The sequence below is a fragment of the Oceanobacillus piezotolerans genome, from assembly GCF_003665065.1.
GTDB classification, from domain to species: domain Bacteria; phylum Bacillota; class Bacilli; order Bacillales; family Amphibacillaceae; genus Oceanobacillus; species Oceanobacillus piezotolerans.
Genome location: NZ_RCHR01000009.1, coordinates 12,772 through 37,556 on the forward strand (window position 1 = coordinate 12,772; position 24,785 = coordinate 37,556).

24 protein-coding genes are annotated in these 24,785 nt (G+C 37.9%); 18 read left to right on the forward strand and 6 right to left on the reverse strand.

The genetic code is table 11. The features are described 5' to 3' along the window. The first annotated feature begins 5 nt into the window (after window positions 1-5). The 8 genes from D8M04_RS17840 (at window position 6) to D8M04_RS20290 (ending at window position 7,492) form a co-directional block, all read left to right on the forward strand. Window positions 6-881 carry a branched-chain amino acid ABC transporter permease gene (locus tag D8M04_RS17840; RefSeq protein ID WP_121524769.1) on the forward strand — a complete coding sequence of 292 codons (876 nt, stop codon included), beginning with the start codon at window positions 6-8 and terminating at the stop codon, window positions 879-881. An 8-nt stretch (window positions 882-889) separates the two neighbouring features. Next, the gene (locus tag D8M04_RS17845; protein ID WP_121524770.1) at window positions 890-1,849 is read left to right on the forward strand and encodes a branched-chain amino acid ABC transporter permease; all 960 of its coding nucleotides are present in this window, start codon (window positions 890-892) and stop codon (window positions 1,847-1,849) included. Continuing rightward, a complete protein-coding gene (locus D8M04_RS17850; RefSeq protein ID WP_121524771.1) occupies window positions 1,839-2,627 on the forward strand; it encodes an ABC transporter ATP-binding protein in 789 nt (262 codons plus the stop codon). The genes D8M04_RS17845 and D8M04_RS17850 overlap by 11 nt, the downstream gene beginning before the upstream one ends. After that, window positions 2,620-3,324, forward strand: coding sequence for an ABC transporter ATP-binding protein (locus D8M04_RS17855; protein WP_121524772.1), 705 nt, complete (start codon window positions 2,620-2,622; stop codon window positions 3,322-3,324). The genes D8M04_RS17850 and D8M04_RS17855 overlap by 8 nt, the downstream gene beginning before the upstream one ends. A 700-nt stretch (window positions 3,325-4,024) precedes the next feature. Beyond that, entirely contained in the window at window positions 4,025-4,804 is a 780-nt protein-coding gene (locus D8M04_RS17860) for a CoA transferase subunit A (protein ID WP_121524773.1), read from the forward strand. After that, entirely contained in the window at window positions 4,798-5,526 is a 729-nt protein-coding gene (locus D8M04_RS17865; protein WP_246001338.1) for a CoA-transferase subunit beta, read from the forward strand. Before D8M04_RS17860 ends, D8M04_RS17865 begins: the two co-directional genes overlap by 7 nt. Before the next feature lie 448 nt (window positions 5,527-5,974). Beyond that, window positions 5,975-6,841 carry a sulfurtransferase gene (locus D8M04_RS17870; RefSeq protein ID WP_121524774.1) on the forward strand — a complete coding sequence of 289 codons (867 nt, stop codon included), beginning with the start codon at window positions 5,975-5,977 and terminating at the stop codon, window positions 6,839-6,841. A gap of 546 nt (window positions 6,842-7,387) precedes the next feature. Then, window positions 7,388-7,492 carry a putative holin-like toxin gene (locus tag D8M04_RS20290; RefSeq protein ID WP_222928601.1) on the forward strand — a complete coding sequence of 35 codons (105 nt, stop codon included), beginning with the start codon at window positions 7,388-7,390 and terminating at the stop codon, window positions 7,490-7,492. Window positions 7,493-7,921: 429 nt separating this feature from the next. Here the strand turns inward: D8M04_RS20290 and D8M04_RS17875 are convergent, their stop codons facing one another. The 3 genes from D8M04_RS17875 to nagA form a co-directional block, all read right to left on the reverse strand. Continuing rightward, window positions 7,922-8,284 carry a DUF779 domain-containing protein gene (locus tag D8M04_RS17875; RefSeq protein ID WP_121524775.1) on the reverse strand — a complete coding sequence of 121 codons (363 nt, stop codon included), beginning with the start codon at window positions 8,282-8,284 and terminating at the stop codon, window positions 7,922-7,924. Window positions 8,285-8,304: 20 nt separating this feature from the next. Further along, window positions 8,305-9,825, reverse strand: coding sequence for an acetaldehyde dehydrogenase ExaC (gene exaC, locus D8M04_RS17880; RefSeq protein WP_121524776.1), 1,521 nt, complete (start codon window positions 9,823-9,825; stop codon window positions 8,305-8,307). A 443-nt stretch (window positions 9,826-10,268) separates the two neighbouring features. Further along, a complete protein-coding gene (gene nagA / locus D8M04_RS17885; RefSeq protein WP_121524777.1) occupies window positions 10,269-11,441 on the reverse strand; it encodes an N-acetylglucosamine-6-phosphate deacetylase in 1,173 nt (390 codons plus the stop codon). Between the two features lie 134 nt (window positions 11,442-11,575). On the opposite strand from nagA, the gene D8M04_RS17890 reads away from it, so the two are divergent. Further along, the gene (locus D8M04_RS17890) at window positions 11,576-12,310 is read left to right on the forward strand and encodes a GntR family transcriptional regulator (protein ID WP_121524778.1); all 735 of its coding nucleotides are present in this window, start codon (window positions 11,576-11,578) and stop codon (window positions 12,308-12,310) included. 62 nt (window positions 12,311-12,372) lie between these two features. Here D8M04_RS17890 and nagE read toward each other — a convergent pair whose 3' ends face one another. Both nagE and D8M04_RS17900 read right to left on the reverse strand, forming a co-directional pair. After that, the gene (nagE, locus tag D8M04_RS17895) at window positions 12,373-13,830 is read right to left on the reverse strand and encodes an N-acetylglucosamine-specific PTS transporter subunit IIBC (protein ID WP_121524779.1); all 1,458 of its coding nucleotides are present in this window, start codon (window positions 13,828-13,830) and stop codon (window positions 12,373-12,375) included. Between the two features lie 182 nt (window positions 13,831-14,012). After that, window positions 14,013-14,741: an SIS domain-containing protein gene (locus D8M04_RS17900; RefSeq protein ID WP_121524780.1), complete on the reverse strand. Its 729-nt coding sequence runs from the start codon at window positions 14,739-14,741 to the stop codon at window positions 14,013-14,015. A gap of 400 nt (window positions 14,742-15,141) precedes the next feature. Here D8M04_RS17900 and D8M04_RS17905 point away from each other — a divergent pair, with 400 nt between their 5' ends. The 4 genes from D8M04_RS17905 (at window position 15,142) to D8M04_RS17920 (ending at window position 19,300) form a co-directional block, all read left to right on the forward strand. Next, the gene (locus D8M04_RS17905; RefSeq protein WP_121524781.1) at window positions 15,142-16,086 is read left to right on the forward strand and encodes a metallophosphoesterase; all 945 of its coding nucleotides are present in this window, start codon (window positions 15,142-15,144) and stop codon (window positions 16,084-16,086) included. 328 nt (window positions 16,087-16,414) lie between these two features. Beyond that, entirely contained in the window at window positions 16,415-17,359 is a 945-nt protein-coding gene (locus D8M04_RS17910) for a metallophosphoesterase (RefSeq protein WP_121524782.1), read from the forward strand. A gap of 353 nt (window positions 17,360-17,712) precedes the next feature. Then, a complete protein-coding gene (locus D8M04_RS17915; protein ID WP_121524783.1) occupies window positions 17,713-18,210 on the forward strand; it encodes a hypothetical protein in 498 nt (165 codons plus the stop codon). A 226-nt stretch (window positions 18,211-18,436) separates the two neighbouring features. Next, window positions 18,437-19,300 carry a glycerophosphodiester phosphodiesterase gene (locus D8M04_RS17920; RefSeq protein WP_121524784.1) on the forward strand — a complete coding sequence of 288 codons (864 nt, stop codon included), beginning with the start codon at window positions 18,437-18,439 and terminating at the stop codon, window positions 19,298-19,300. A gap of 272 nt (window positions 19,301-19,572) precedes the next feature. On the opposite strand, the gene D8M04_RS17925 is transcribed toward D8M04_RS17920, so the two are convergent. After that, window positions 19,573-20,739 (reverse strand): DcrB/PsbP domain-containing protein, encoded by a 1,167-nt coding sequence (locus D8M04_RS17925; RefSeq protein ID WP_121524785.1) that lies wholly within the window; start codon window positions 20,737-20,739, stop codon window positions 19,573-19,575. A 631-nt stretch (window positions 20,740-21,370) separates the two neighbouring features. Between D8M04_RS17925 and D8M04_RS17930 the strand changes: the two genes are divergently transcribed. Genes D8M04_RS17930 through D8M04_RS17950 form a run of 5 tightly spaced genes read left to right on the forward strand, consistent with a single transcriptional unit; the run spans window position 21,371 to window position 24,773 of the window. Next, window positions 21,371-22,327 carry a sugar-binding transcriptional regulator gene (locus D8M04_RS17930; protein ID WP_121524786.1) on the forward strand — a complete coding sequence of 319 codons (957 nt, stop codon included), beginning with the start codon at window positions 21,371-21,373 and terminating at the stop codon, window positions 22,325-22,327. Window positions 22,328-22,350: 23 nt separating this feature from the next. Continuing rightward, window positions 22,351-22,782, forward strand: a complete 432-nt coding sequence (locus D8M04_RS17935) for a transcriptional regulator GutM (RefSeq protein ID WP_121524787.1) — start codon at window positions 22,351-22,353, stop codon at window positions 22,780-22,782. A 21-nt stretch (window positions 22,783-22,803) separates the two neighbouring features. Next, a complete protein-coding gene (srlA, locus tag D8M04_RS17940) occupies window positions 22,804-23,364 on the forward strand; it encodes a PTS glucitol/sorbitol transporter subunit IIC (protein ID WP_121524788.1) in 561 nt (186 codons plus the stop codon). A 1-nt stretch (window position 23,365) separates the two neighbouring features. Continuing rightward, window positions 23,366-24,388, forward strand: coding sequence for a PTS glucitol/sorbitol transporter subunit IIB (gene srlE / locus D8M04_RS17945; RefSeq protein ID WP_121524789.1), 1,023 nt, complete (start codon window positions 23,366-23,368; stop codon window positions 24,386-24,388). Between the two features lie 19 nt (window positions 24,389-24,407). After that, window positions 24,408-24,773, forward strand: coding sequence for a PTS glucitol/sorbitol transporter subunit IIA (locus D8M04_RS17950; protein ID WP_121524790.1), 366 nt, complete (start codon window positions 24,408-24,410; stop codon window positions 24,771-24,773). The last annotated feature ends 12 nt before the right edge of the window (window positions 24,774-24,785 follow it).

Here is a 24,785-nt window from a genome sequence, read left to right on the forward strand (position 1 = left end):
AATCGATGGAATGGCTACAGCAGCTCTTTAATGGCATATCACTCGGCAGTATTTATGCATTAATTGCCCTAGGTTATACCATGGTATATGGAATTATTAAGCTAATTAATTTCGTCCATGGGGAAGTATTTATGATTGGCTCGTTTACAGGATTTTACGCGATTGCATTTTGGGGACTTGGTTTTTTTCCTTCACTTGTCTTATCGATGACGGTTTGTGCAGTGTTCGGTGTAGTAATTGAACGTGTTGCTTATAAACGGCTACGAAACTCCACAAGAATTGCAGCTTTAATCACAGCAATTGGGGTTTCCTTATTTATTCAATATGTCGTTATCTATATTCGGGGTGCACAACCAGAGGCATATCCGAATGTATTGCCAAATCGAACACTTGATATTTTTGGTATACAAATAAGTAGTCAATCACTCCTTATTCTTTTAGTTTCTGTCGTACTTATGATTATTCTGCAATTTATTGTCCATCGAACGAAGATTGGCAAGGCAATGCGTGCCGTTTCATTTGATCCAGATGCAGCAAAACTAATGGGGATTAATGTAAATAATACGATCTCCGCTACCTTTGCGATTGGTTCTGCACTCGCAGGGGCTGCAGGTGTAATCTTTGGTGTCTACTATACAAAGATTGATCCTTTGATGGGAATCATTCCAGGATTAAAGGCTTTTATTGCCGCAGTTTTAGGAGGGATTGGTATTATTCCTGGAGCAGTTGTTGGTGGATTTGTTTTAGGAATTGTAGAAACGGTTGTAAGTGCGTTTGGATTTTCCTTATGGAGAGATGCAGCAGCATTTATTATTCTAATTTTAATCCTCATTTTTAGACCTTCTGGCATCTTTGGGAAAAATTCGAAGGAGAAAGTGTAGGTGCTATCATGTTGAAAAAGGTGAATACATTTTGGTTAGCTATCATTCTTGCGTTTGTATTCTATGGGGTTATTCAGCTACTGATCTCGACCGCAATTATAAATCCATTTTATTCGAATACACTTATCTTTATTTGCATTAATATTATTCTTGCTGTGAGTCTGCATTTAGTAATTGGGATTACAGGCCAATTCTCCATTGGTCATGCCGGTTTTCTAGCGCTTGGTGCATATATTTCGGCTATAATGACGATGGAGCTAGGCATGCCCTTTTCTCTCGCACTAGTTGCAGGGGGGATTGTTGCAGCTTTAGCAGGGTTGGTTGTTGGGATTCCTAGTTTACGTCTTCGCGGAGATTATTTAGCAATTGCCACACTTGGTTTTGCTGAAATCATTCGTATTATTTTTCTGAACATTGATTATGTTGGCGGTGCTGCGGGAATGCAGGTTACCCATGCTACGACATGGACGACTTCCTTTCTCTGTCTACTTCTTACGATTGTTGTGATTGTTAACTTTACAAACTCTAGACATGGTCGTGCATGTATTTCCATTCGTGAAAATGAAATTGCTGCTGATGCAATGGGAATTAATACGACTTATTATAAAGTAACAGCATTTGTAATCGGTTCCTTTTTTGCCGGGATTGCGGGTGGATTATATGCGCATAATTTCTATATCATTCAGCCTGTGAACTTTGGCTTTTTGAAATCATTTGATATTTTGATCTTTGTTGTATTAGGTGGACTGGGAAGTTTATCTGGGGCGGTTATTTCCGCAATTTTATTAACGGTTGTATCCACATTTCTTCAAGAGCTTCCGGAGACACGGATGATTATTTATAGCTTAGTACTCGTTATGGTCATGCTCTATCGTCCTCAAGGGTTAATGGGAACACGTGAAATAACGGATTACTTCGGAAAGTGGAAATGGAAGCGGATAAAGGGAGGAAACCAGTATGGAGGATAAACCGATTCTTCACGTCAGTCAGGTTGGGATTAACTTCGGGGGATTGAAGGCTGTGGATGGCTTTAATCTGAAGCTCTATCCTGGGGAACTAATTGGACTAATTGGACCTAATGGCGCGGGAAAAACGACAGTCTTTAATCTGCTAACAGGGGTGTACACGCCAACAGAGGGCGAAATAATGCTTAATGGTGAACGAATTAATGGTCTAGCGCCTTTCAAGGTTACACGAAAAGGGATTAGCCGTACCTTTCAAAATGTCCGTCTCTTTAATGAGCAGTCCGTATTAGATAATGTAAAGGTAGCTTATCATTCTTTAGCAAGACATTCTATTATAAGTTCTATTTTCCGTTTGCGTAATCATTTTATCGGGGAACAGGAGATGGAAGCAAAGGCAATTGATCTTCTCAAAATCTTCCAATTGGATAAAGTAAAGGATGAAAAGGCAAAGAACTTACCATATGGCGGGCAGAGGAGATTAGAGATCGCTAGGGCACTTGCAGCAGGTCCGGAATTGCTCTTACTCGACGAACCAGCAGCAGGTATGAATCCACAGGAAACAAATGATTTGATGGAATTAATTTCCTTTATACGTGAACAATTTAATTTGACCATCCTCTTAATCGAGCATGATATGAAGTTAGTAATGGGAATATGTGAGCGAATTTCTGTACTCGATCATGGCCTGCTGATCGCAGAGGGGACACCAGATGAAGTGCGAAATCATCCAAAAGTAATCGAAGCGTATCTCGGTGAGGAGGTCATTAGTAATCATGCTTAGTGTTGAGGAAATCAATGTCTATTATGGAAATATTAAAGCACTGAAAGGTGTTTCCCTAAATGTAAATGAAGGTGAAATAGTGACATTAATTGGTGCAAATGGGGCTGGAAAAAGTACGTTATTAAATACATTATCTGGCTTATTAAAGCCAAAGAAAGGAAAAATCGAATACTTCAATAAATCGATTGCCGGAAAGCCTGCCCAAGATATCGTCAAAGCAGGTATCTCTCATGTTCCAGAAGGACGCCGTGTATTTGCAAATATGAGGGTAGAGGAGAATTTAGAGCTTGGTGCATATTTGAGAAAGGATTCGAAAGGGATTCGCGAGGATTTTGATAAGGTATTTGAATTGTTTCCAAGGTTATATGAGCGGAAGAAACAGTTGGCTGGTACGCTTTCCGGTGGTGAGCAGCAAATGCTGGCGATGGGGCGAGCGCTGATGGCAAAGCCGAAACTACTTCTCCTTGACGAACCATCCATGGGATTAGCACCACTGTTAGTGAAGACAATTTTTAATATTATTGAGGAAATTAATCGGGATGGAACGACTATTCTTTTAGTTGAGCAAAATGCGCATATGGCACTATCCATTGCAACAAGGGCATATGTAATTGAAACAGGATCGGTAATTACTTCTGGAACTGCTGAGAAGCTACAGGCAAGTGAAGAAATTAGGCAAGCATATCTTGGCGGATAGGAAAGTTTTGGAGGAAGCATGGGACGTTTCTCATGCTTCCTTTCTTGATGTGGAGCAAGAAAAATAAATGTCCCCAAGTTGATGGTGGAAACATATATTTTCTTGAGAAAGGATAGACAAGTACCATGTTTACCAATGAAAGTGGTTATTAACCTGATTGATATCTTTCCGAATGTCCATTCAACTCCCCTGAAAACCTTCCGAAAGACTCCCATGTCGTTCCATTTGTTGTTCTATAAAATAAATATACATTTTGCCATCGGATCTGTTGAAAGTCAATCTGAAACGCAGCATAAATGAAGAAGAAGTTCCTAACGAGATTTTGGACATTGAGGATTTCCTTTATTCTAATAGTAGAAAAAATCCAACTTATGTAGTTGTAGTCAAAATTAGGATTTATGAGTTTTAAACGAACCCATTTCTTGATAGAATTGGTGTTCTGTTCAGGAGGTTGGAACAACATTTGTATTATAGAGCGAGTTAATAGAAGTATGGCGCAACATTTGTGTGGGGCGGAGTAACTTTAACAGGAAATGGAGTGACTTTTCCACATAGTAGAGCAAGTTTATGAGTGAAAAGTTCAACTTTTCCTAGATATGGAGCAATTTTTCAGGTTTACCGTTCAACTTATCATACATCAGGCCCCTTTTGAAACAGTCGAGGCCTTGCCTCAAATTATAGATAAATTACATGCGTCACAATGCTAGCAATAGGCGAGAATGTTTTACACCGTGCACCTATGGCTTTTATAAGAGAATTAGCAAGACGGAAAAAGTCGAAACTTTCACTTGTAAAAACAGCAGGTGCCCATGATATCGATTTATTATATGCAGTTGGTGCGGTTAAAACGGTAACAGCTGGTTTTGTCAGTTATGAAACCGTGTATGGTCTTCCGAAGCATTACCGAAAAGCGGTTGAATCCGGTGAAGTTAAAACAAATGAGCATGCATGTTATACCGTTATAAGTGCCTTAAGAGGTGCCCAAGCCAATGTTCCTTTTATGCCGGTACAAGGGATGCAATATGGTGATCTCATCAAATATAATGACTACTTTGTAGTGGTAGAAGATCCATTTACAAAAGAACCGGTCACACTGGTTCAGTCAATTTTTCCTGATGTGGCTATCATTCATGTACAAGAGTGTGATGAACAAGGAAATGCGATTATTTATGGGCCAAAATTTGAAGATGTTTTAATGTCACGTGCAGCCAAACGTATCATCATAACAACGGAGCAAATTGTCCCCCGTTATAAAACTAAACAAAACAATGAAAGAATTGATATTCCCGGATTTTTAGTTGAAGCGGTTGTGCACGTTCCAAAAGGTGCCTTACCGACATCTTGTTATAAAAAATATGAGTTGGATGACAAGGCATTGCGTACATTTATTGGTTTAAAGGAAAAAGCCGAAATCAATCAATTTATTTCATCCTATGATCTTCAGGATTATAGTGGGCAAGGGAGGAAGAGAAGTTGGTAAAGTCATATAAGATTAGTGATTTAATGACATGTACGATTGCCGATTTATTAATGGATGGCGAGACAGTTTTCCATGGAGTCTCTTCCCATTTGCCTATGGTAGCCATGCAACTGGCAAAACATATGCATGCCCCTAACCTTGTTCATTTAAATATTCCGGGAGGGGTAAATCCTACCACGATAAAAAACGCCTCTTATTCCTCTGCTGGCGCGGATTTAGTAGGAGCTGCGGAAGCTTATTTTCCTTTAGAGGAGATTTTTGATTTGTCGATGCGTGGAAAGCTAGATACAGCGTTTCTAAGTGGAGTTCAGTTTGATATTAATGGGAATGTGAATGCATCTGTCATAGGGGACTATCATAAACCTAAGGTGCGCTTACCGGGGGGAGCAGGAAGTGCAGTTCTCATCCCAACGGCGAAAAAGGTAATCATATGGAGAACCAAACATGATCCGAGAACGTTTGTGAATGAAGTAGATTTTGTTACGACTAGAGGAAACATATGGAAAATTATCACCCCATTATGTGTCTTTGTATATAAAAATGGAAAATTACATTTGGAATCGATTCATCCTCATACAACTCTTGAGGAAGTGGAAAAACAAACAGGTTTTCCTTTATTATATGATGAGCTTACATATACGAATGAACCGAGCATACAGCAGTTACAAAAGCTTAAAGAAATTGACCCGAAAGATTATAGGTCCTTAGAATTCTTATCATAAACGATAGTCGAGGGAGTAGTTGGGTCATGATATTTTATGGAGAACAAGGGATCCCAAATTATGTGTCTTAGCTACATCAATAACCATTTATAATAGATTATCTGTACCAGTCTCTCGAACTGATTTAGACCATCGATTTCTATTACTTAAATATGATTCAATAATAAATATTACATTGTTTTCATTTTCTTGGATTGTGATAAGTAATTGGAAGTTTTGTGGTAGGCACTTCTATTTTTCAATGAAAACAGTGGTTTTTTAATATTTTAGCTCTATTACAATAATAGACCTTCATTAAGTTTAAACTAATTAAACGAGCACATTAAAATTGTGAATTTTAAATTATCACATTATTTTTCTGAGTTGAGTTTAGAATAATAAGGTGATATATTTATAAAAACAAGTAGATTAATAGGAATAATAATATATAATAATGGAGGAGAACAGCATGAGTAAAATTCCGTTGATCGTATCAACCGAGTGGTTAGCAGGAAAATTAGATGATCCAAACCTAAGGTTATTGGACGCAACAACTTATTTGAAGCCTACTGAAGATGGTGGCGCTGAATTATCATCAGGAAAGGAAACGTACGAGAAGGGTCATATCCCGGGTGCGGTTTACGCTGATTTGCTCAATGAACTATCAGACAAGGATGCCCCTATCCGCTTTACTGTTCCATCTAGAGAACAATTTGTTGAAAAGATAACAGAACTGGGCGTAGGGGATCAGGATACATATGTAGTTGTATATGACCAAACTTACGCAACAGTTGGTTCTTCAGATGTTGCGTCAGACTGGGCATCACGCCTTGCTTGGCAATTACGTTATGAAGGATTAGATAATGTTGCTGTCCTTGATGGCGGATTTGCGAAGTGGGTTGATGAAGGCCGTGAAGTTAGCACTGAGGCTGGTTCTTATCCAAAAGCTACATTTACTGGTGAACGCCGTCCAGAATTATTTGTTACGAAAGAAGATGTGAAAGCGGCATTAGATGATGAAAATGTCATCCTGATTAATAGTTTAACAGAGGAAGCATTTAACAGTGGACGAATTCCTGGGAGCTGTAATGTACCTTTTGTTAATCATTCCAATCCTCAGTCAAAAGAACTTTATAATGATGAAAAGCTAAAAGAAGCTTTTGAAAAAGTAGGAGCACTCGATCCAAATAAAAAAGTGATTACCTATTGTGGCGGTGGAATCGCAGCAACGTGGAATGCACTGCTATTGAATAAATTAGGTCAGCATAATGTTGCGGTATATGATGGGTCCATGTCTGAGTGGACAGCAGATTCTTCTTTACCGTTGGAGAAGTAGGAAGTTAATTTCTAAGAGAAAGAAAGAGATTAAAAGGAACGTTTCTAAATTTTTTCCTGCGATATTAAGGTCATATCTGTTTATTAAGGAATGGAAAGATTAATAGAAAAAAGTACGAAGGAAAGTTTTATGTATAAATCTACATGGAACTTTCCTTTTTTTATTTAAAGTGTGGCTTATCTTTATTCTTCAAAGTTGACCAGGTAGTTAAAAAGTTGATCCAAACGATGTGATAGTCGCTCAATATTAAATGCAGATATAGGAGGCAGGTATCTGCTTAAAACATGACTGAATCCACCTCTAGGTTTCAGATCCAGTTGATTGTTAATGGGTCAACTTTTGAACATATGGAGTGAGATGATAATAAAAGGGTTCAACTTTCCGGAGTAACGAGCAAATAATTGTAGTTGCTGGAGGATTGCTAGAAAAAGGGGATTAATTTTCATAGATATTATGTAAGAATATTGTTAAAATAGTAAAAGCAACTACATAAAGCGGATGGGCGGTTGGCCATCTCCCGTAAGGAAGAAGGGAGGTGGTATAAAAATGACGACATATGAAGCAATTATCATTGCACTGACATTAGGTTTAGTTCTAGTAAATGGACTGGCACTTGTTGTGCAAATCGTCAAAGAAATGAGAAAAAAGTAACCGTCCCACGCTCGACCAAAAGTTTAGGATAGGTTACTTTAACTAAATATTTCCTGGTCAGCCGCACTTTATGCGGCATGTATGTTGCTATAGGCAGAGTGTTGGTAGCACTCTGTCTATTTTTAATCTTATGCTATATTTAAATATATTATACATGACATTAATAAACTAATTCAACTTTATAGGATAACAAATACAGACTAGGGATATAGTGGAAAATGAATGTTCTTTTGCGTTTATGAATGTAAACTTGAGAAAGTACACCGCCATAAACAATAAACGATATAAAAACCCACTTTACTAAAATGGTTCCAATCAAAGCAAATGATTGGAACCATTTTTACTTATTTTTACTAGTTGCTCCGATATCCCGTTTCATATTACAAAAACTCCATTAGTACTATATTAAGTAAAGCGATGAGCACCCTACTACATTCCTTTCTCCACTTCCTCATACTCCTCTTCCGTAAACACGCGGGAGCGAGTAATAAAATGCTTCTCCTCGATACTATCCAATGAAAAGGTTGGGCCTGCGCCTTTCTTAACATCGATGATGAGCTGTGTATGCTTCCAGTACTCGTACTGACCTTTATGCATATAAAATGGTACGCCGCCAATCGTACCAAGAAGGAGGTCTGAGTCACCCAACAGGAAATCTCCTTCGCGATAGCACATTGGTGCAGAACCATCACAGCAACCGTCAGATTGATAGAACATAATAGCCCCATGTCTGTTTTTCATTGTTTCTATGAAATACAGAGCTTCGTCCGTCGCAATGACACGATTCACCATAAAGCTTACACCCTCTCGATTTAGAAGAATCCTTGAGGCTTTTGATTATAGCTTACTAGTAAGTTTTTTGTTTGTTGATAGTGTTCAAGCATCATCGCATGGTTTTCACGACCAATACCAGACATCTTGTAACCACCGAATGCAGCACCTGCTGGATATTGATGATACGTATTAGTCCAGACACGACCAGCTTGAATTGCGCGTCCAGCACGATATGCAATATCTCCGTTACGTGACCATACACCAGCACCTAAGCCATATAAGGTGTCATTCGCGATTTCGATTGCTTCATCAAAATCTTTGAAAGTAGTAACAGCAAGGACAGGTCCAAAGATTTCCTCTTGGAAAATACGCATTTTATTGTCCCCTTTGAAGATCGTTGGTTGAATGTAATTTCCATTATCCAACTCTCCACCAAGCTGGTTTACTTCACCACCGATTAATAGTTCAGCGCCTTCTTCTTTTCCAAGTTGGATATAAGAAAGAATTTTATCTTGCTGTTGTGTAGAATTTTGAGCACCCATCATGACTTCTGTATCAAGAGGGTTACCAACTTTAATCGCTTTGACTCTCTCGATTGCTTTTTCTATAAACTTATCATAAATCGATTCTTGAACTAATGCGCGAGAAGGGCATGTACAAATTTCGCCGGAGTTTAAGGCGAACATGACAAAACCTTCAATCGCTTTGTCTAAGAAGTCATCGTCTTTATCCAAGACATCTTCAAAGAATACGTTTGGTGATTTCCCACCAAGCTCCAATGTCACAGGAATGATATTCTCGGTTGCATATTGCATAATTTGTCGGCCCACTGCAGTCGAACCAGTGAATGCCACTTTTGCAATACGTGGGTTCGTTGCAAGCGGTTTTCCTACTTCAACTCCATAACCATTTACAATATTAAGTACTCCTGCAGGAAGTAAGTCTTCAATTAATTCTACTAGTACCATGATAGAAGCCGGAGTTTGTTCCGCTGGTTTTAAGACGATACAGTTTCCTGCAGCTAATGCTGGAGCAATTTTCCATGTTGCCATAAGAATTGGGAAGTTCCAAGGAATAATTTGTCCAACAACACCAAGTGGTTCATGAAAATGATATGCTACGGTATCGTTATCTAGTTGAGTTGTTCGGCCTTCTTGAGCACGAATCACGCCAGCAAAATAACGGAAGTGGTCTATTGCTAACGGAATATCTGCGTTTAAGGTTTCACGTACTGCTTTTCCGTTATCCCAAGTTTCTGCAACCGCAAGATATTCTAAGTTATCCTCCATGCGGTCAGCAATTTTATTCAAAATACGTGCACGTTCTGTGGGGGAAGTTTTGCCCCAAGCATCTTTCGCAGCATGTGCAGCATCCAATGCAAGCTCAATATCCTCTGCGGAAGAACGAGCAGCCTTTGTAAATACCTCTCCAGTAACTGGTGTTTTATTATCAAAATACTCCCCTTTAATTGGGGCTAGCCATTTGCCGCCAATAAAGTTATCATACTTTTCTTTAAAATGAACAATTGCCCCATCTGTGTTAGGATTTGCATAAATCATAATGCCATTCCTCCCTTTGTATTATTCGTGAAAGATTGTGACACTTATGTAATCGATATCATTTTTGGGTGTTAGAGTAAGCGTTTACATTAATTATATTACTACTAAACTATTTTGTATTCAAGAGATATGTCTTATAAATTTCGCATTTATTGCAAGAATATAACGTGTAGAATGATATGGATGCGCATAAGATCAGAATACTAGGATAATAATGTGGTTGCTTATTTTAATAGACATAATTATGTTAGAATTATTGATTACATCATGGTGTTCATTAAGTGAAGCTGAAAGGCATGGTTAAGTGTCTAATATTCATGAAAAAGGCGAGCCAACCTTAAAAGTGATAGACTCGCCTTTTTTCTGCCAATTGCATTCGTGTATTCCGAGGCCGATGAGTTACAAAAGGGGAGGGGAGAGTAATTTTATCTATATTTACAAAGTTACTCACTTCTATAAGAAATCACCCCACGACAAATCGTATACCTAATATTTAAATCATCATCAACTAGTAAAATATCTGCATCCTTGCCTTCAGAAATACTTCCTTTACGATCATAAACACCAATCTGTTTTGCCGGGTTAACGGAGGCCATTTTTACGACATCCTTTATAGTTACACCATCTAATCTCAGCATTCTTCGGGCTCCGTCATCCATTTTCAGAATGCTGCCCGCTAATGTGCCTTCTTCTAAAACAGCACGGCCATTACTTACTTTAACAGGCTGCCCACCTAGTTCGTAGTCACCATCTGGCAATCCTTTGGCACGCATGGCATCTGTGATGAGAATGATTCGTTCACTGCCCATATTATGATAGATAAGCTGAAGCATTTGTGGGGCGACGTGTACACCGTCAGCGATCAGTTCTGCCTTTAATTGCTCAAGCTGGAATGCTGCTCCAACTGCACCGATATCACGATGATGAATTCCATTCATCGCATTGCATAAATGAGTAAGCTGTTTCACACCTTGCTCTACAGCTCTTTCAATACCAGCAAATCCAGCATTCGTATGTCCAGCAGATACATTTACACCATGATCACTCAGCGATTTAATAAATACGCCATCTTTATCATGTTCTGGTGCCATCGTAATTGTTCGGATGGAATTTCCCGAAACTTCCTGCCATCTCATAAATTGATCCAGATCTGGTTCAACGATATATTGTAGTGGTTGCGCTCCTGCTTTCGATTTCTCTACAAAAGGCCCTTCCAAATGAACTCCAATGATTTCAGCATGTGCGTCTTTATTGGTGTAGTTTGCTATATTCGTTAGTGCCTTCTCTATATTTTCTGTGGACTGAGTAATTGTTGTCGTTAGAAAACTTGTCGTTCCTTCTTTTGGTAATAGAGCAGCCATCTTATCGAGTGCCTCTTCTGTAGCATCCATCGTATCTGCACCATTGGCACCATGGATATGACCGTCAATGAACCCAGGGATTGCCTTTAAATTTGCTGCATCAATCAAACTTGCAGTATCTGACAAGCTGTTTGGATGATTCTGCCCTTGATAAATCGTTTTTATAATGCCATCTTCTATTAATATACTGCCTTTTATCTCTTCTCCGTCCTCTGAGATGATATTTGCATTTTTAATCAATAAGTATGAATTCATGAATTATCATTCCTTTCCGGATAGTTAGAATTTATCATAATGAGTTATAGTTGTCTATACATCTGTAACTGTGTACAAGTTAGTCTTGCTTTGTTAAAATAGGGTAAATATTGAACTCGAAAGGGAACGCTGCGATGATTAATAAGAACTCCCCAATCCCCATTTACTATCAATTAGAAGAAGAAATTAGAACCCTGATCAAACAAGAACTGAATCCTGGCGACTTGCTTCCATCTGAACGTGAATATGCCGAGAAATACGATATTAGCAGAATGACTGTCCGGCAAGCAATTAACAATTTAGTGAAGGAAGGACTCATTTATCGGCAAAAAGGCCGTGGTACTTTTATAGCTGAAAAAAAGTTCGAGCAAGATTTATCAGGATTATCCAGCTTTAGTGAAGATATGAGAAATCGCGGGTTGACTCCTTCAAATAAGTTACTCAGCTTTCAAATCATGGCAGACAATCCACGAGCGGCATCGATTCTAAAAGTCGAGCCGAATGATGAATTATATGTAATCAAACGACTAAGATTGGCAAATGAGGAACCTATTGCATTAGAAACGATTTTCACACCGAAAAAGCTGGTTGGTGAATTATCTTTAGACCATTTTAATGTGTCGTTTTACGATTATATTGAGAATACCTTAAACCTATCCATCGCCTACGGGGAGCAAACAATTGAAGCCGCTCTGGCAAAAACAGAAGAAGCTCGTGAATTGAATATCCCGCGCGGTAAACCTGTACTTGTGATGGAACGGACCAGTTATCTGAAAGATGAACAACAAACCCCGATTGAGTATGTTAATTCTATCTATCGATCTGACAAATACAAGTTCAAAATGCAAATGAAACGTGAACAGGACTAGCTTTATGTTAATAAACAGGTACACCTATTCAAAAGGCCAGTATGCGAATACTGGCCTTTTAGTTATTTATTTCTACGTATTTTATGCACTTCATCTGCTACTGCTTGAACCTGTGTTCCAACAATAACTTGGATATTGTGAGTCCCAACGACATTGATTCCTGGAACACCAGTTGCTTTAATGCGTTCTTGGTCAACAGTTTCCATGTCTTTGACCTCAAGACGGAGACGGGTTGCACAATTATCGACAGACATGACATTTTCATCTCCGCCAAGTGCATCATAAATCTGCTCTGCCATCACGGCATATTTATCTTTGCCGGATATATTGGCTACAGGTTCAGCATTTACAACTTCTTTATCATCATCTTCACGTCCAGGAGTCTTGAAGTTAAATTTCACAATCAAGAAGCGGAATAGGAAGTAATAGATCACACCGAATACTAAACCTTGAACCATCAGCATAAGAGGCTGATTTGCTAATGGAAGCTGTGCGCTTAGTATAAAGTCAATGAGTCCTGCACTGAAACTAAACCCAGCTGTCCACCCAAACGAAGCTGCAACGAAAAGGGAAATCCCCGTTAAAACAGCATGTACGAAATAAAGAGCAGGTGCTAAGAACATAAATGAGAATTCAAGTGGTTCCGTCACACCAGTTAAGAAGGATGCAATTGCACCCGCCATCAGCAAGGAAGCTGCTTGTTTCTTTCGTTTGGTTTTTGCTGTATGGTACATCGCGAGTGCTGCTGCAGGAACACCAAACATCATAACCGGGAAGAACCCTGCTTGGTACATTCCGGTTACCCCTTTGACACCTTCTCCAGACCAGAAGTTGCCAATATCATTAATTCCCGCAAGGTCAAACCAGAATACGTTATTCAATGCATGGTGAAGCCCAGTCGGAATTAAGATACGGTTAAAGAATCCATAAAGCCCTGCGCCAATCGCTCCTAAACCGCTGATTGCTTCACCAAAGGAAACTAATCCAGTATATACGAAAGGCCAGACATATAACATGATCATCGAAACGGCTAACATCGCTGCCGCTGTTAATATGGGAACCAATCGTTTTCCGCTAAAGAATGCTAATGCATCTGGCAATTTCACATGACTAAAGCGATTATATAGGGCTGCTGCAATTAAACCAGAAATAATACCAACAAACACATTTTCAATTTCATTAAAGGCCAGATTTACATTTTCTACTTCTATTTGAAGCAGGTTTGCAACATTATCAGTAGATAGAACCGTCGTAATAACGAGATAACCGACTAAACCACTTAGCGCTGCAGGTCCGTCTTTTTCCTTTGTCATACCAATTGCAACCCCGACAGCAAACAGTATTGGAATAAAGTCTAATATCGAGTTACCGGCACTAATCAGGAATGCAGCAATAACATTTCCGGAACCCCAGCCTTCTGGGTCAATGGCATAGCCGATCCCAGTTAAGATCGCAGCTGCTGGCAATACAGCTACTGGAAGCATTAACGACTTACCGAGGTTTTGTAAATAATTCATCATAGGAAAAACCTCTCCTTCTTTAATAAGTGTAAAAATATCATTTCAATTAACGAAAGATAAAAATTAGTTGTATCCGTTTTCAAATGAAATCTACTAATCTTTCCTTTTTATTACACTTAAAATATATCACCCATAAATATAGTTGTCTATACCACTATACTTATTCGGTATATTCGCAAAAGTCAGAAGGAGATTCTAGTTTTGTATTTTTCTAATAACCCTTGATTATGCTCTTCTGATCCATCTATATTGCCACTAATTAAAACGGGTGGTTCTAGTCCTGCTTCAGCCATACTTGCAATTACTTCTGCCATCAAAGCATTGATGATGGATACTCCTATAATTGTTGAACCGGAAGCAAAGTTTACTTTGGCCTTTTCATGAGATAACAGCGCATCACCAACTGGTATGTGATTATCAATAGCCACGTCAGCCACTTCATGCAAGAACTTCCCACTTGGATGTCTGGAAGTTTGATTTTCGGCATATATGAAAGAGGAGATGGTAATCACAAAGGCACCCTTTTCTTTTGCAATTAATGCTGCATCGATAGGAACGGGATTTCTGCCGGAAGTGGACGTAACAATCAAGACATCCTCTTTTCGAATATCCTGTTCCTCCATAAAGCTCTTTGCATAATCTGGTTGTTTTTCCAACTCTGAAGAACGAGTCGCACCTTCATGAAGCATTAAGGGCTCGTGCAAAATAGGATGGATGGGTACTAAACCACCAGCCCGATAATACACTTCCTCGCCTATCATGTGAGAATGGCCGCACCCAAATAAGTGAACTATACCACCATTTTGAAAGGACTTTACAATCTTTTCACTAGCTTGGGATAACTTATCTGTCTCCTTATTTTCCACGTCACTAAGAAGATCTTTCACTTTACTGAAGTATTGATGAAGCATGTAAATCCCCCCGATTATTTTAGTGTCTACTGTAATTATTATCGCATAATGATGCGTTTATAGCGTAGCGATAATGAAATTTTTTATAGAGGAAAGGGAAATCATGAATCTCTGACTAGGATATTTTAGTAGACAGTTAACATTTTTAATCTCCGTGTAACTATTTTAGTAGTTTATATCAATGAAAAAACACTTACAAATGTATACCACTAAGGGAAGTACTACCTAATTTTACAGGGTTCCCCACAGTCAACAATATTAAGAACTAAATAATTCCAAAATATTCATTAAATATCTTAATATTTCCTAAACTATCGGTAAAATTAGCCATTTTCCGATTGATTTTTTCTATGATAAGAGTGTAATAATAATTCGTACAAGAGAAAGGGGAAAGAACTGAATGAAAGTACAAGAAACTGGAAAGAAGATTTTTAGTAAACAAATGGGGTGGGGTTTACTAGCCGGATTAATAATTGCAGTTGCATTTATGATTCCTTCTGTCACTGATGCTGCTGAAGGGATAGGAAAGCCAAAAATTGAGTTTGGAATTCTGCCAGATATTCAATATTGCGATTGTGAAGCCAACGGGACAAGATACTATCGAAATTCGATAGAAAAGCTTAAAGAAGCTTCGGAAACCCTTAATGAAGAAAATGTTGATTTTACGGTTCAAACCGGTGACTTAATTGATAGGGACCTTTCTAGTTTTTCTACGATTCTTCCTATTTTTAATACGATAAAAGGTCCGAAATACAACGTGCTGGGAAATCATGATTTTTCTGTACCAACGGAGGAAGTAGTTGACATTCTTGGGATGCCAAATCAATATTATGATTTCAAATACAAAAATTGGCGTTTTGTCGTACTTGATACAAATGATCTAAGTTTTTATGCTAATCCGGAAGGCTCAGAGAAGTATGAGCAAGCGGAAGAAATGTATACAGCTTTAAAAGAAGCAGGTGCCAGCAATGCTCAAACTTGGAACGGTGGAATTAGCGATGAACAATTAACATGGCTTCAGGGAGTACTTGCGAAAGCAGAACAACGAAATGAAAAAGTAATTGTGTTCGCTCACCACCCCGCTTACCCGGAAAACGAACATAATGTGTGGAACGATAAGGAAGTTCGTGAAACATTAGAATCCCATAATAATGTGGTTGCTTACTTTAATGGACATAATCATGTTGGGAATTATGGATTACACAATGGCATTCATTACGTGAATCTGAAAGGAATGGTCGAAACACCTGATACAACATCATATGCAATTGTACAAGTTTATAAGGACCGTATTGAAATTGATGGATATGGTCGTGAGCAAGACCGTGTTTTAGAGATTCAATAAATAAATTGAAGATCAGTATTTTAAGTAAGAAGGGGATCATTCTAATATGAGAATGGTCTCCTTTTGACCTTTGCTGTTTTTTTATTTAAAAGAGACACAACACTTACTAGCAGAAGTTCCGGAATATACTTGAAAAGTAGGATCTTTACATTTACTAAGTTAAAGGTCAAATTTTCGAAAACCATCATTAAGAATTGAAGAATATATAGTATCTCAGGAAGAAATCTAAAATCACCTATAATTTCGGTATAATTATCTATTTTTGTTTGAATTTATCTATGGTAAAAGTGTAATAATAATTCCTACAAAAGAGAAAGTGGGAAAATAGATGAAATCACAAGACCCTACGAAGAAGATTCTAAGCAAACAAATTGGTTTGCGTTTCTTAGTTGTATTAATGATTGCAGTGACATGCATCATTCCTACTGTTACTGAAGCTGCAAAAGGAAAAGAGCAGCCAGAGATGGAGTTCGGAATTATGTCGGATATTCAATATTGTGACTGTGAACCCCTTGGGACAAGGTACTATCGGAATTCCATAGAAAAGCTTCAAGAAGCTTCAAAAACCATTAATAAAGAGAACGTTGATTTTACAATTCAAACTGGTGATTTAATCGATAGGCGCCTTTCTAGCTTTGCTACGATTCTTCCTGTTTTTAATACGATAAAAGGTCCGAAATATCATGTACTGGGGAATCATGATTTTCCCGTAACAAGGGATGAAGTAATAGACATACTAGGGATGCCAAACCAATATTATGACTTTCAATATAAAAATTGGCGTTATATTGTACTTGATACGAATGATTTAAGTTTATATGCGAACCCGGAAGACTCTGAGAAGTACCAGCAAGCAAAAGAAATGTATATAGCTCTAAAAGAAGCAGGTGCTAGCAATGCTAAACCGTGGAATGGCGGAATTAGCGAAGAACAATTAACATGGCTTGAAGAAGTACTTGTAAAAGCAGAAAAGCGGAATGAAAGAGTAATTGTGTTCGCCCACCATCCTGTTTACCCTGAAAAAGAATATAACGTGTGGAATGATAAGGAAGTCCGCGAAACACTAGAATCTCATAGAAATGTAGCTGCTTACTTTAATGGGCATAATCATGCCGGGAATTATGGATTACATAATGGCATCCATTACGTGAATCTGAAAGGTATGGTCGAAACACCTGATACAGCATCATATGCAATTGTTAAAGTGTACAACGACCGAATTGAAATCGATGGATATGGTAGAGAACAAGATCGAGTCTTAGAAATTCGTTGATTGAGTTGAATATCTAAATTGAAGTGAGAAGGAGACCATTCTAATGTGAGAATGATCTCCTTTTAGTCTTATTTTGATAATAGATTACCGCTTCATTTGAGCCAAGTATCGACATTTTTCCCTGATGGTCGATTCACGATGTTTAATTAAATAAAAATTCCTAAAATTTATGAACATTGATCTCTTCTAGATTCTCAAAGATAAGGTATGAAATAACCTATGCGGAATAATGAGAAGAAGGTTTAAAAGTGAAACATATTTTCAATGTAATCGTATAGGAGATATAAATGTTTGTCATATAATTGTGCTAACATAATTTGATAGAATAAGAGAATAGGGGAGAGGAGAGTCTAATGAATAAGTACGTTAAAATCTCCATTTATATTTTGATTGTTGTATTATCAATGGCTTTGCTGGCTTCATGTGGAAACAATGAAGAGGATAAAGGCAGTGAGCAAGAAAAGGAGGAAAAAGGAAATGAAAGCAGTTTAACAGAAAGTAATCGAAACACAATTATTTCCACAGTGAAGGATTTTGTTGCAGAGCAAGAAAATCAAGTTACAATTCAATTTCCCGAAGAAGGTCAAGACTATCAAATCGAGAAAAATGATGAACAAGAACAACTAATAATAAGTGGCTTTACCGGAAGAGCCTATGAAAACGTATATTTTGTTTCTGGCAATTTTATATTAGATGATAAGGATTATAACTTTGAAATGGTATTATCATTGGGTGATGTCGATTCTAATGAACCAACACTTATAAAGTACAGTTCAGGAACAGATACTTATCTTAAATTAGATGAAGCACAGATCTATTTAGTCGAAGAAGACGAGTTTAAAGAACTTTAGAAACCATGGAAGGAGATCATTCTATCATTAGAATGGTCTCCTTTTTGCTATTCATCTTAAACAAAGGCTGCTGTGAAGCGGATATGGAATATGAAAGATTGCAATCGACACTATTTTAAGTTAGGAAAATACTCGTACAATTCCTCACGTCTTTTTAATAGTCTATTAATACCTGCTTGATATTCACTTCTTATAATAGAATTAACAAAGGATAAGGAGTGGTTATATGAAACGAATAATGACTATTTTAGTAGGCTTATGTATCGCAATGACTGCCTTTGCTGGACCTGCACTGGCTGCTGAACAAAGTGAATTAGGGAGCGTCATCTCGAAACAGGAGCAACAAGAAGTGGTAAATGTAGCGCACCGCGGAGCATCTGGACATGCACCAGAGAACACGATGTCGGCTTTTCATAAGGGAGTTGAAATGAAGGCGGACTATATTGAAATTGATGTTCAAATGACAAAGGATGGAGAGCTTGTTGTCATTCATGACACTACTGTGGATCGTACTACAAATGGAACGGGCGATGTAGGAGATTTAACGTTTGAAGAGATTAGAGAATTGGATGCAGGCAGCTGGTTTGGTGAAGGGTATGCAGGTGAAAAGGTTCCTACTTTTGAGGAGATATTAGATACATTTCGTGGTAAAGTTGGTATTTTAATAGAGCTGAAGGCACCAGAACTTTATCCAGGAATAGAAGAGAAAGTAGCGGATGCTTTGACTGAGAGAAATATGGAGCGCCCAAATAATGATAAAATTATTATCCAGTCATTTAACCATGAATCTATGAAAATATCAAAAGAACTTTTACCAAGTATCCCTCATGGCGTTCTTGCCGGAATGAGCTGGGCAGATGTAACGGAAGAACAGTTAGCTGAATTTGCTACTTATGCTGATTATTTCAATCCAAATATGAACATAGTGACGCATGAACTAGTTAGTAATGTTCACGAAGCAGGAATGAAAATCTTCGCGTACACTTCAAGAACACAAGAACAAGCGGACCGTTTGTTTCAATTAAATGTAGATGGAATTGTATCAGATTTCCCTGAGCATGTTTATTATCATCCGGTGAAGAATAAATAGGGGTTCGTTAAGGGAGTCTCTATTTAGGTATAGCAGTACTTTTTGCAATTAGTTAGGATGAAGTTAATGAACGTGGGATATGTTTTTATTTAATACGACATTTCCTGGGAAATAGTAGAGAATTGATTGGTGGATTCGACAGAGATTCATGGTGTTTTTGTGCAAGAGAAAATGAAATTAAAAAAAGGACCAAAGGGCAGGCCCACGGTTCATTAGCCAATGGGCCTTACCCTTCGTCCATTACTGTATTCCACATAAACCTCAATAAAACCTTATTGATTACTCAAAATGCTCATATGGGAAGTGTCCTCTTCATCCTCTTCACCCTCTGTTGAGTAGCCATAGGCAATCGTATTTCCGTCTAAACTAATAGTTGCCTGATCAAGTTCCTGGTTTTCTCCGAGTTCGATGGTATGGACGGTTTCTAGTTCTTCCGTCTCAAAGTCAAACAGCTTCACTTCATTTTCCTCGATGAGTGCAACATTCCCATCTGTCAGCGTATAGACTTTCTCTCCTACACCAAGTTCGATTGATTCTTTCGTTTCCAAATCAAGAGCATGGTATGTAATATGCAGACCTTCCGCAGTGGGATCATTAATTCCATATACGAGATACTTTTCATCAGAGGTCAGCATTGTCGTCATGTAATGGTTCATAAAAAGATTGTCTGATTCAAACAGTTTTTCTGTTTCTCCAGTTGCAATATCATATGAGTAAAGCCCTTCATTCAATACAGCCGCATATACTACTGATGCATCTTTATTAAGGAAATAATTTGGGTAGTTCGGTAATTCTTCCCCAGCTTGCGCCTTTATATCTTTGATAAAGTTTAAATCGATGAATTCATTGTTGTCCACTTTCCAAATATATGTATCCACATCTTCACGATCTATATTGGTAACGGTGTGAATGTACGTTCTTGGGTCTTGAATATAGGTACCAAAATTAGGAAGCAATATATCGTCACGGTCATTTTTGGCCACGAATTCTTCTGTTTCACCCGTACTCGGGTCATATTCGATGATGGAATACCTCTCTGTTTCGGGTGCATCCCAGTCGGTATGTGACGTGATAATATGACCTGGACCAGTCAAATAGGAAAACTGACCATAAACCTCGATGTCCAGTTCCTTCACTTCTCCATCAACCCATACATTCCGTCTTAAGGCATCACCAAAACCACCATCATTTTCTCCCCAAAGCAATGTGTCTCCATCTTCATCGAGAGAAAAGTTCATGACTGTCACTGGTCCTTCTAAATCAAAGGATTCCACCTCTTCATATCCCGCAGCTTCATCAACTTCCGTTTTCTCCTTCTGCCCTGACTCCTCGGCAGATGCATCCTCACTAACCTCATTCGGATCCTCATTGCCACATGCGGCAAGTCCGATTACTAGTAAAAATAAAATACCCACAAAATAAAATTTAACTTTCCTCAACATTTCATCCCCTTTCATAAACTCTGATGCTATCTATACATACGGATAAATGATGAAAAGGTTTCATTGGGAAGCATAGGGACGGTTCTTTTTGCTTCCTTAAAGCTATAGCAGATAATATCTGGGATGAAGTTTCTGTGTATTAATAAAAAGGGAATATAAGACAAGGTTGAAATGAATCTCTAATAGATTCTTGGCTTAGCCCCAGACAAATAAAGCGAGTAATATTCTACTAAATATTACTCGCTTTATTGACATATCTACAATTTACCAATTAGGAAGAGTCCTTTTTCTTCTCTGCTATCCCCATATATTACCTTTTCCTAATTCCTCTACACTCCCTTCAGTTCACCATTCAAAAAAATCCTACTCCCACTCATTTCAGATAGTAGCATAAAAAATCATACAATTTTTTTCATATCATAAATAGAGAACTTCTAACTCCAGAAATGAAACTCTCCCGCCTCCACACATATTTACTTTAGTCGATCTCCTATCTTTCTGTTTAATTTTATATTCTAAATTTTTAATGTTGACAAACTTCGACAGAGAGAATACAATGAAAGCAATTACATATGCACTATTGATAATGTTCTGCACATTTGTGCAATCTTAGGAGAGGGGGTTGTATTTGAACTGGGAAGAGGAAAGATTATTATATCGAATTGCAAAGCTTTATTATGATGAGAATTACACGCAAGGGGAGATTTCGAAAGAGCTGGGTATCTATCGAACTACAATTAGCAGAATGTTAAAGAAAGCTAGAGATAAGGGCGTTGTAAAGATACAAGTTCAAAGTAACTCAAAGGAACTTTTTGATTTAGAAGATAAGGTTAAAAGACATTTTGGACTAAAAGAAGTAATTATTGTTCCTTCTTTTATAGAAGAAAATAATCAGGCTGTCTTAAAGAGTATAGGAAAAGCCTGTAGCGAGTTATTTAATCGTATCATTCTAGATGAAGATATAATCGGAGTCGCGTGGGGCACGACATTAGGGAAAACAGTACATGAACTTCATGATTTAAACCCCAAGAAGGTAGAATGCGTACCATTAGTTGGTGGTCCTGGTGGAATGAGTACAGATTTTCACGTAAACGCTATCGCATTAAGAATGGCAAATGCCTTTCAAGGGAAATCGCATTTCATTAATGCTGCTGCTGTTTACAAGTCTAAGGAAACGACACAAGAAATTCTCGACTCAAGTTTTATGAGAGAAATTGTTGAGCTTTGGGAGAGAACAACTGTAGCAATTGTAGGTATAGGTGCACAGATTAGTTCTTCAAACATGGTTTGGTCTGGGTTTCTTGGAGATGCTGAACAGGACGAACTAAAAGAGCATCATGGTATTGGTGATATTTGTTCTCGTTTTTATACGAAGGATGGTGAAGCTATTCATTCTTCCCTTGATGAAAGAACGATTGCCATTAAACTAGAGGCTTTAAGAGATTTGCGTTATTCCATAGGTATTGCCTATTCAAAGGATAAGGTTGAGTCTATTATCGGTGCAATGAAGGGTAAATTTATTAACACACTAGTAACCAGTGAAGAGACGGCAATTGAAATTAGTAGAATGATAGAAAGTCAATAATCAATAATGGAGGAATATCGGTTATGGAAATTTTAATAATCATGGTTGGTATAATGGCTGCTTGGATACTTCAAACGATACTAGGAACTGGCCAAATCAAGAACTTCAATCAACATTATAATGATCTAAGAAAAGTAGGTCGGGTATCAATTGGTAGATCAAAAGGGATATTCCGAACCGGTGTTGTTCTTTTAATGGGGATTGATAAAAGACGTAGAATTCATACGGCGAGAAAAATGCAAGGGCTTACCATTTTCGCTAAGTTTAGAGACTTCAAACTATTAGAAGGACAAGATTTGTTAAATATAGATTCAGAGATTTATAACAAAATGGACCGTTTTACTAAAAAAGCATTTGACGATGCTGTTGAAGTTTATAAGACAGTTGCGAAAGGTGAAGAAATTCCTCAACAAAAAAGTCCTTTTGGGAAATTAATTTCAAGCTTTAGTAAATAAACATAAATAGGAGGGAAACACATGGATTTCTTAGTTAGTATGGCGGAAGGATTTATTGGATTATTTGAACGCGGTGCAGAAACATTTGTAGGTTTTGTTACAGGTATTATTCCCTTAATTATTGTTCTGATGGTTGCAATGAATGCAATCGTTCGGTTAGTAGGGGAAGACAAAGTAAATAAATTAGCAATGGCTTCATCTAAAAATATCTTTTTACGATATCTAGTATTACCATTTGTAGGGACATTCTTCCTGCTAAATCCGATGACACTGTCCTTAGGACGTTTTTTACCAGAAAAATACAAACCTGGATATTACGCAGCATCAAGTTATTCTTGTCACTCGATGAATGGTTTATTCCCGCACGTTAATCCTGGTGAATTATTCGTATTTCTAGGGGTTGCTGCTGGGATTACTCAATTAGGTCTTTCAACTGGTGATTTAGCATTACGTTACCTATTGGTTGGTATCGTAACCAACATGTTAAGAGGATGGGTTACAGATCTCTGTGTAACCTACATGGAGAAAAAGCAAGGTGTCAAATTGGCTACTAAGTTAGATACAGGAAAGGGTGTAGCATAAAATGGCTGAGTATAAATCATTAAAAGTTAAAGCTGGTCCTGGGGGATTCGGTGGACCATTAACCATTGAAGTGAATGAGAAAAAGAATAAAATCGTAAATATTACTGGTGGAACCATTTCACCTGTTGCTGAAAAGTTTGCAGAATTAAGTGGAGCTGAGCTAGTGGATGGCTTCAAAACAAGTGTACCAGAAGATGAAATGGCTGCAGTAGTTATTGACTGTGGTGGTACATTACGCGCAGGTTTATATCCGAAAAAACGTATCCCAACTATGAATATCATGGCTACAGGAAAAAGTGGTCCAATGAGAGACTTCATTACAGAAGATATTTACGTATCAGCTGTAAAACCTGAAAATATTACAGTAGCAGAGAAAAGTGAAGTAGAAGCAGAAGCAGCATCTGCGGCAGAAAAAATCGAAGAAACTCCAAAAACAAACAATGAAAAATCAAACACATATGATAGCTCGAAGAAAATTAGTGAACAACGCAATGGAGGATTAATTGCTAAAGTTGGTCAAGTAATGGGTGGCTTTATGTCCATTCTTTATCAAGCTGGTCGAGATGCAATAGATACAGTAATAAAAACAATATTACCATTTATGGCTTTCGTGGCTATGCTAATTGGCGTAATCCTTGAATCTGGTATTGGTGATCTAGTTGCAAACGTGTTAACTCCACTAGGTGGAAGTATATGGGGACTGCTGCTCTTATCAGCAATCGTATCATTCCCACTTTTCTCGCCATTCTTAGGTCCTGGGGCAGTTATAGCACAAGTTATTGGAACATTGATCGGGGTTGAAATTGGACGAGGTAATATTCCTCCGCAATTCGCGTTACCAGCATTATTTGCAATTAACTCTCAAGCTGCAGCTGACTTTGTGCCTGTTGGACTTGGTTTGGCAGAAGCGAAACCTGAAACTGTAGAAGTAGGTGTTCCAGCTGTCCTTTATGGCCGGTTCTTAACAGGTGCGCCAACCGTATTTATTGCTTGGTTAGCAAGCTTTGGTATGTATCAATCTTAATCTAAAGGAGCGAAGGAAAATGGCAGAAACAATTTATACAACGGTTGTAACAAAATTAGGTGAATCAGTAAACGAATTTTTAGAACAAGGTATGTTAATTACATTTAAAGATAATGCACCAGCAGAACTAGCAGAATTTTGTATTCTACATTCAGAAAATAATTTACACAAAGAAATTCAATCGGGAGATGTATTAACCATTGGAGAAGCAACGTACAAAATCACTGCTGTTGGCGACGCGGTAAACAAAAATCTATCATCTCTAGGACATATAACCTTACGTTTTGACGGAGCTGATGTGGCGGACCTTCCAGGAACGTTATCACTGGAAAATAAAGAAATTAAGCAAATCAATGTTGGAGATGTTATCAAAATTGAGAGATAAGGAAGTCGTGAA

Bases quoted from the DNA above. Each gene is read 5' to 3' on its own strand.
- D8M04_RS17850 (WP_121524771.1), top strand. From the start codon at position 1,839: ATGGAGGATAAACCGATTCTTCACGTCAGTCAGGTTGGGATTAACTTC.
- nagE (WP_121524779.1), bottom strand. From the start codon at position 13,830: ATGATGAATTATTTACAAAACCTCGGTAAGTCGTTAATGCTTCCAGTA.
- D8M04_RS17910 (WP_121524782.1), top strand. From the start codon at position 16,415: ATGAAATCACAAGACCCTACGAAGAAGATTCTAAGCAAACAAATTGGT.
- D8M04_RS17855 (WP_121524772.1), top strand. From the start codon at position 2,620: ATGCTTAGTGTTGAGGAAATCAATGTCTATTATGGAAATATTAAAGCA.
- D8M04_RS17890 (WP_121524778.1), top strand. From the start codon at position 11,576: ATGATTAATAAGAACTCCCCAATCCCCATTTACTATCAATTAGAAGAA.
- srlE (WP_121524789.1), top strand. From the start codon at position 23,366: ATGGCTGAGTATAAATCATTAAAAGTTAAAGCTGGTCCTGGGGGATTC.
- D8M04_RS17900 (WP_121524780.1), bottom strand. From the start codon at position 14,741: ATGCTTCATCAATACTTCAGTAAAGTGAAAGATCTTCTTAGTGACGTG.
- D8M04_RS17920 (WP_121524784.1), top strand. From the start codon at position 18,437: ATGAAACGAATAATGACTATTTTAGTAGGCTTATGTATCGCAATGACT.
- srlA (WP_121524788.1), top strand. From the start codon at position 22,804: ATGGATTTCTTAGTTAGTATGGCGGAAGGATTTATTGGATTATTTGAA.
- D8M04_RS17860 (WP_121524773.1), top strand. From the start codon at position 4,025: ATGCTAGCAATAGGCGAGAATGTTTTACACCGTGCACCTATGGCTTTT.
- D8M04_RS20290 (WP_222928601.1), top strand. From the start codon at position 7,388: ATGACGACATATGAAGCAATTATCATTGCACTGACATTAGGTTTAGTT.
- nagA (WP_121524777.1), bottom strand. From the start codon at position 11,441: ATGAATTCATACTTATTGATTAAAAATGCAAATATCATCTCAGAGGAC.
- D8M04_RS17840 (WP_121524769.1), top strand. From the start codon at position 6: ATGGAATGGCTACAGCAGCTCTTTAATGGCATATCACTCGGCAGTATT.
- D8M04_RS17905 (WP_121524781.1), top strand. From the start codon at position 15,142: ATGAAAGTACAAGAAACTGGAAAGAAGATTTTTAGTAAACAAATGGGG.
- D8M04_RS17950 (WP_121524790.1), top strand. From the start codon at position 24,408: ATGGCAGAAACAATTTATACAACGGTTGTAACAAAATTAGGTGAATCA.
- D8M04_RS17915 (WP_121524783.1), top strand. From the start codon at position 17,713: ATGAATAAGTACGTTAAAATCTCCATTTATATTTTGATTGTTGTATTA.
- D8M04_RS17845 (WP_121524770.1), top strand. From the start codon at position 890: ATGTTGAAAAAGGTGAATACATTTTGGTTAGCTATCATTCTTGCGTTT.
- D8M04_RS17875 (WP_121524775.1), bottom strand. From the start codon at position 8,284: ATGGTGAATCGTGTCATTGCGACGGACGAAGCTCTGTATTTCATAGAA.
- exaC (WP_121524776.1), bottom strand. From the start codon at position 9,825: ATGATTTATGCAAATCCTAACACAGATGGGGCAATTGTTCATTTTAAA.
- D8M04_RS17935 (WP_121524787.1), top strand. From the start codon at position 22,351: ATGGAAATTTTAATAATCATGGTTGGTATAATGGCTGCTTGGATACTT.
- D8M04_RS17870 (WP_121524774.1), top strand. From the start codon at position 5,975: ATGAGTAAAATTCCGTTGATCGTATCAACCGAGTGGTTAGCAGGAAAA.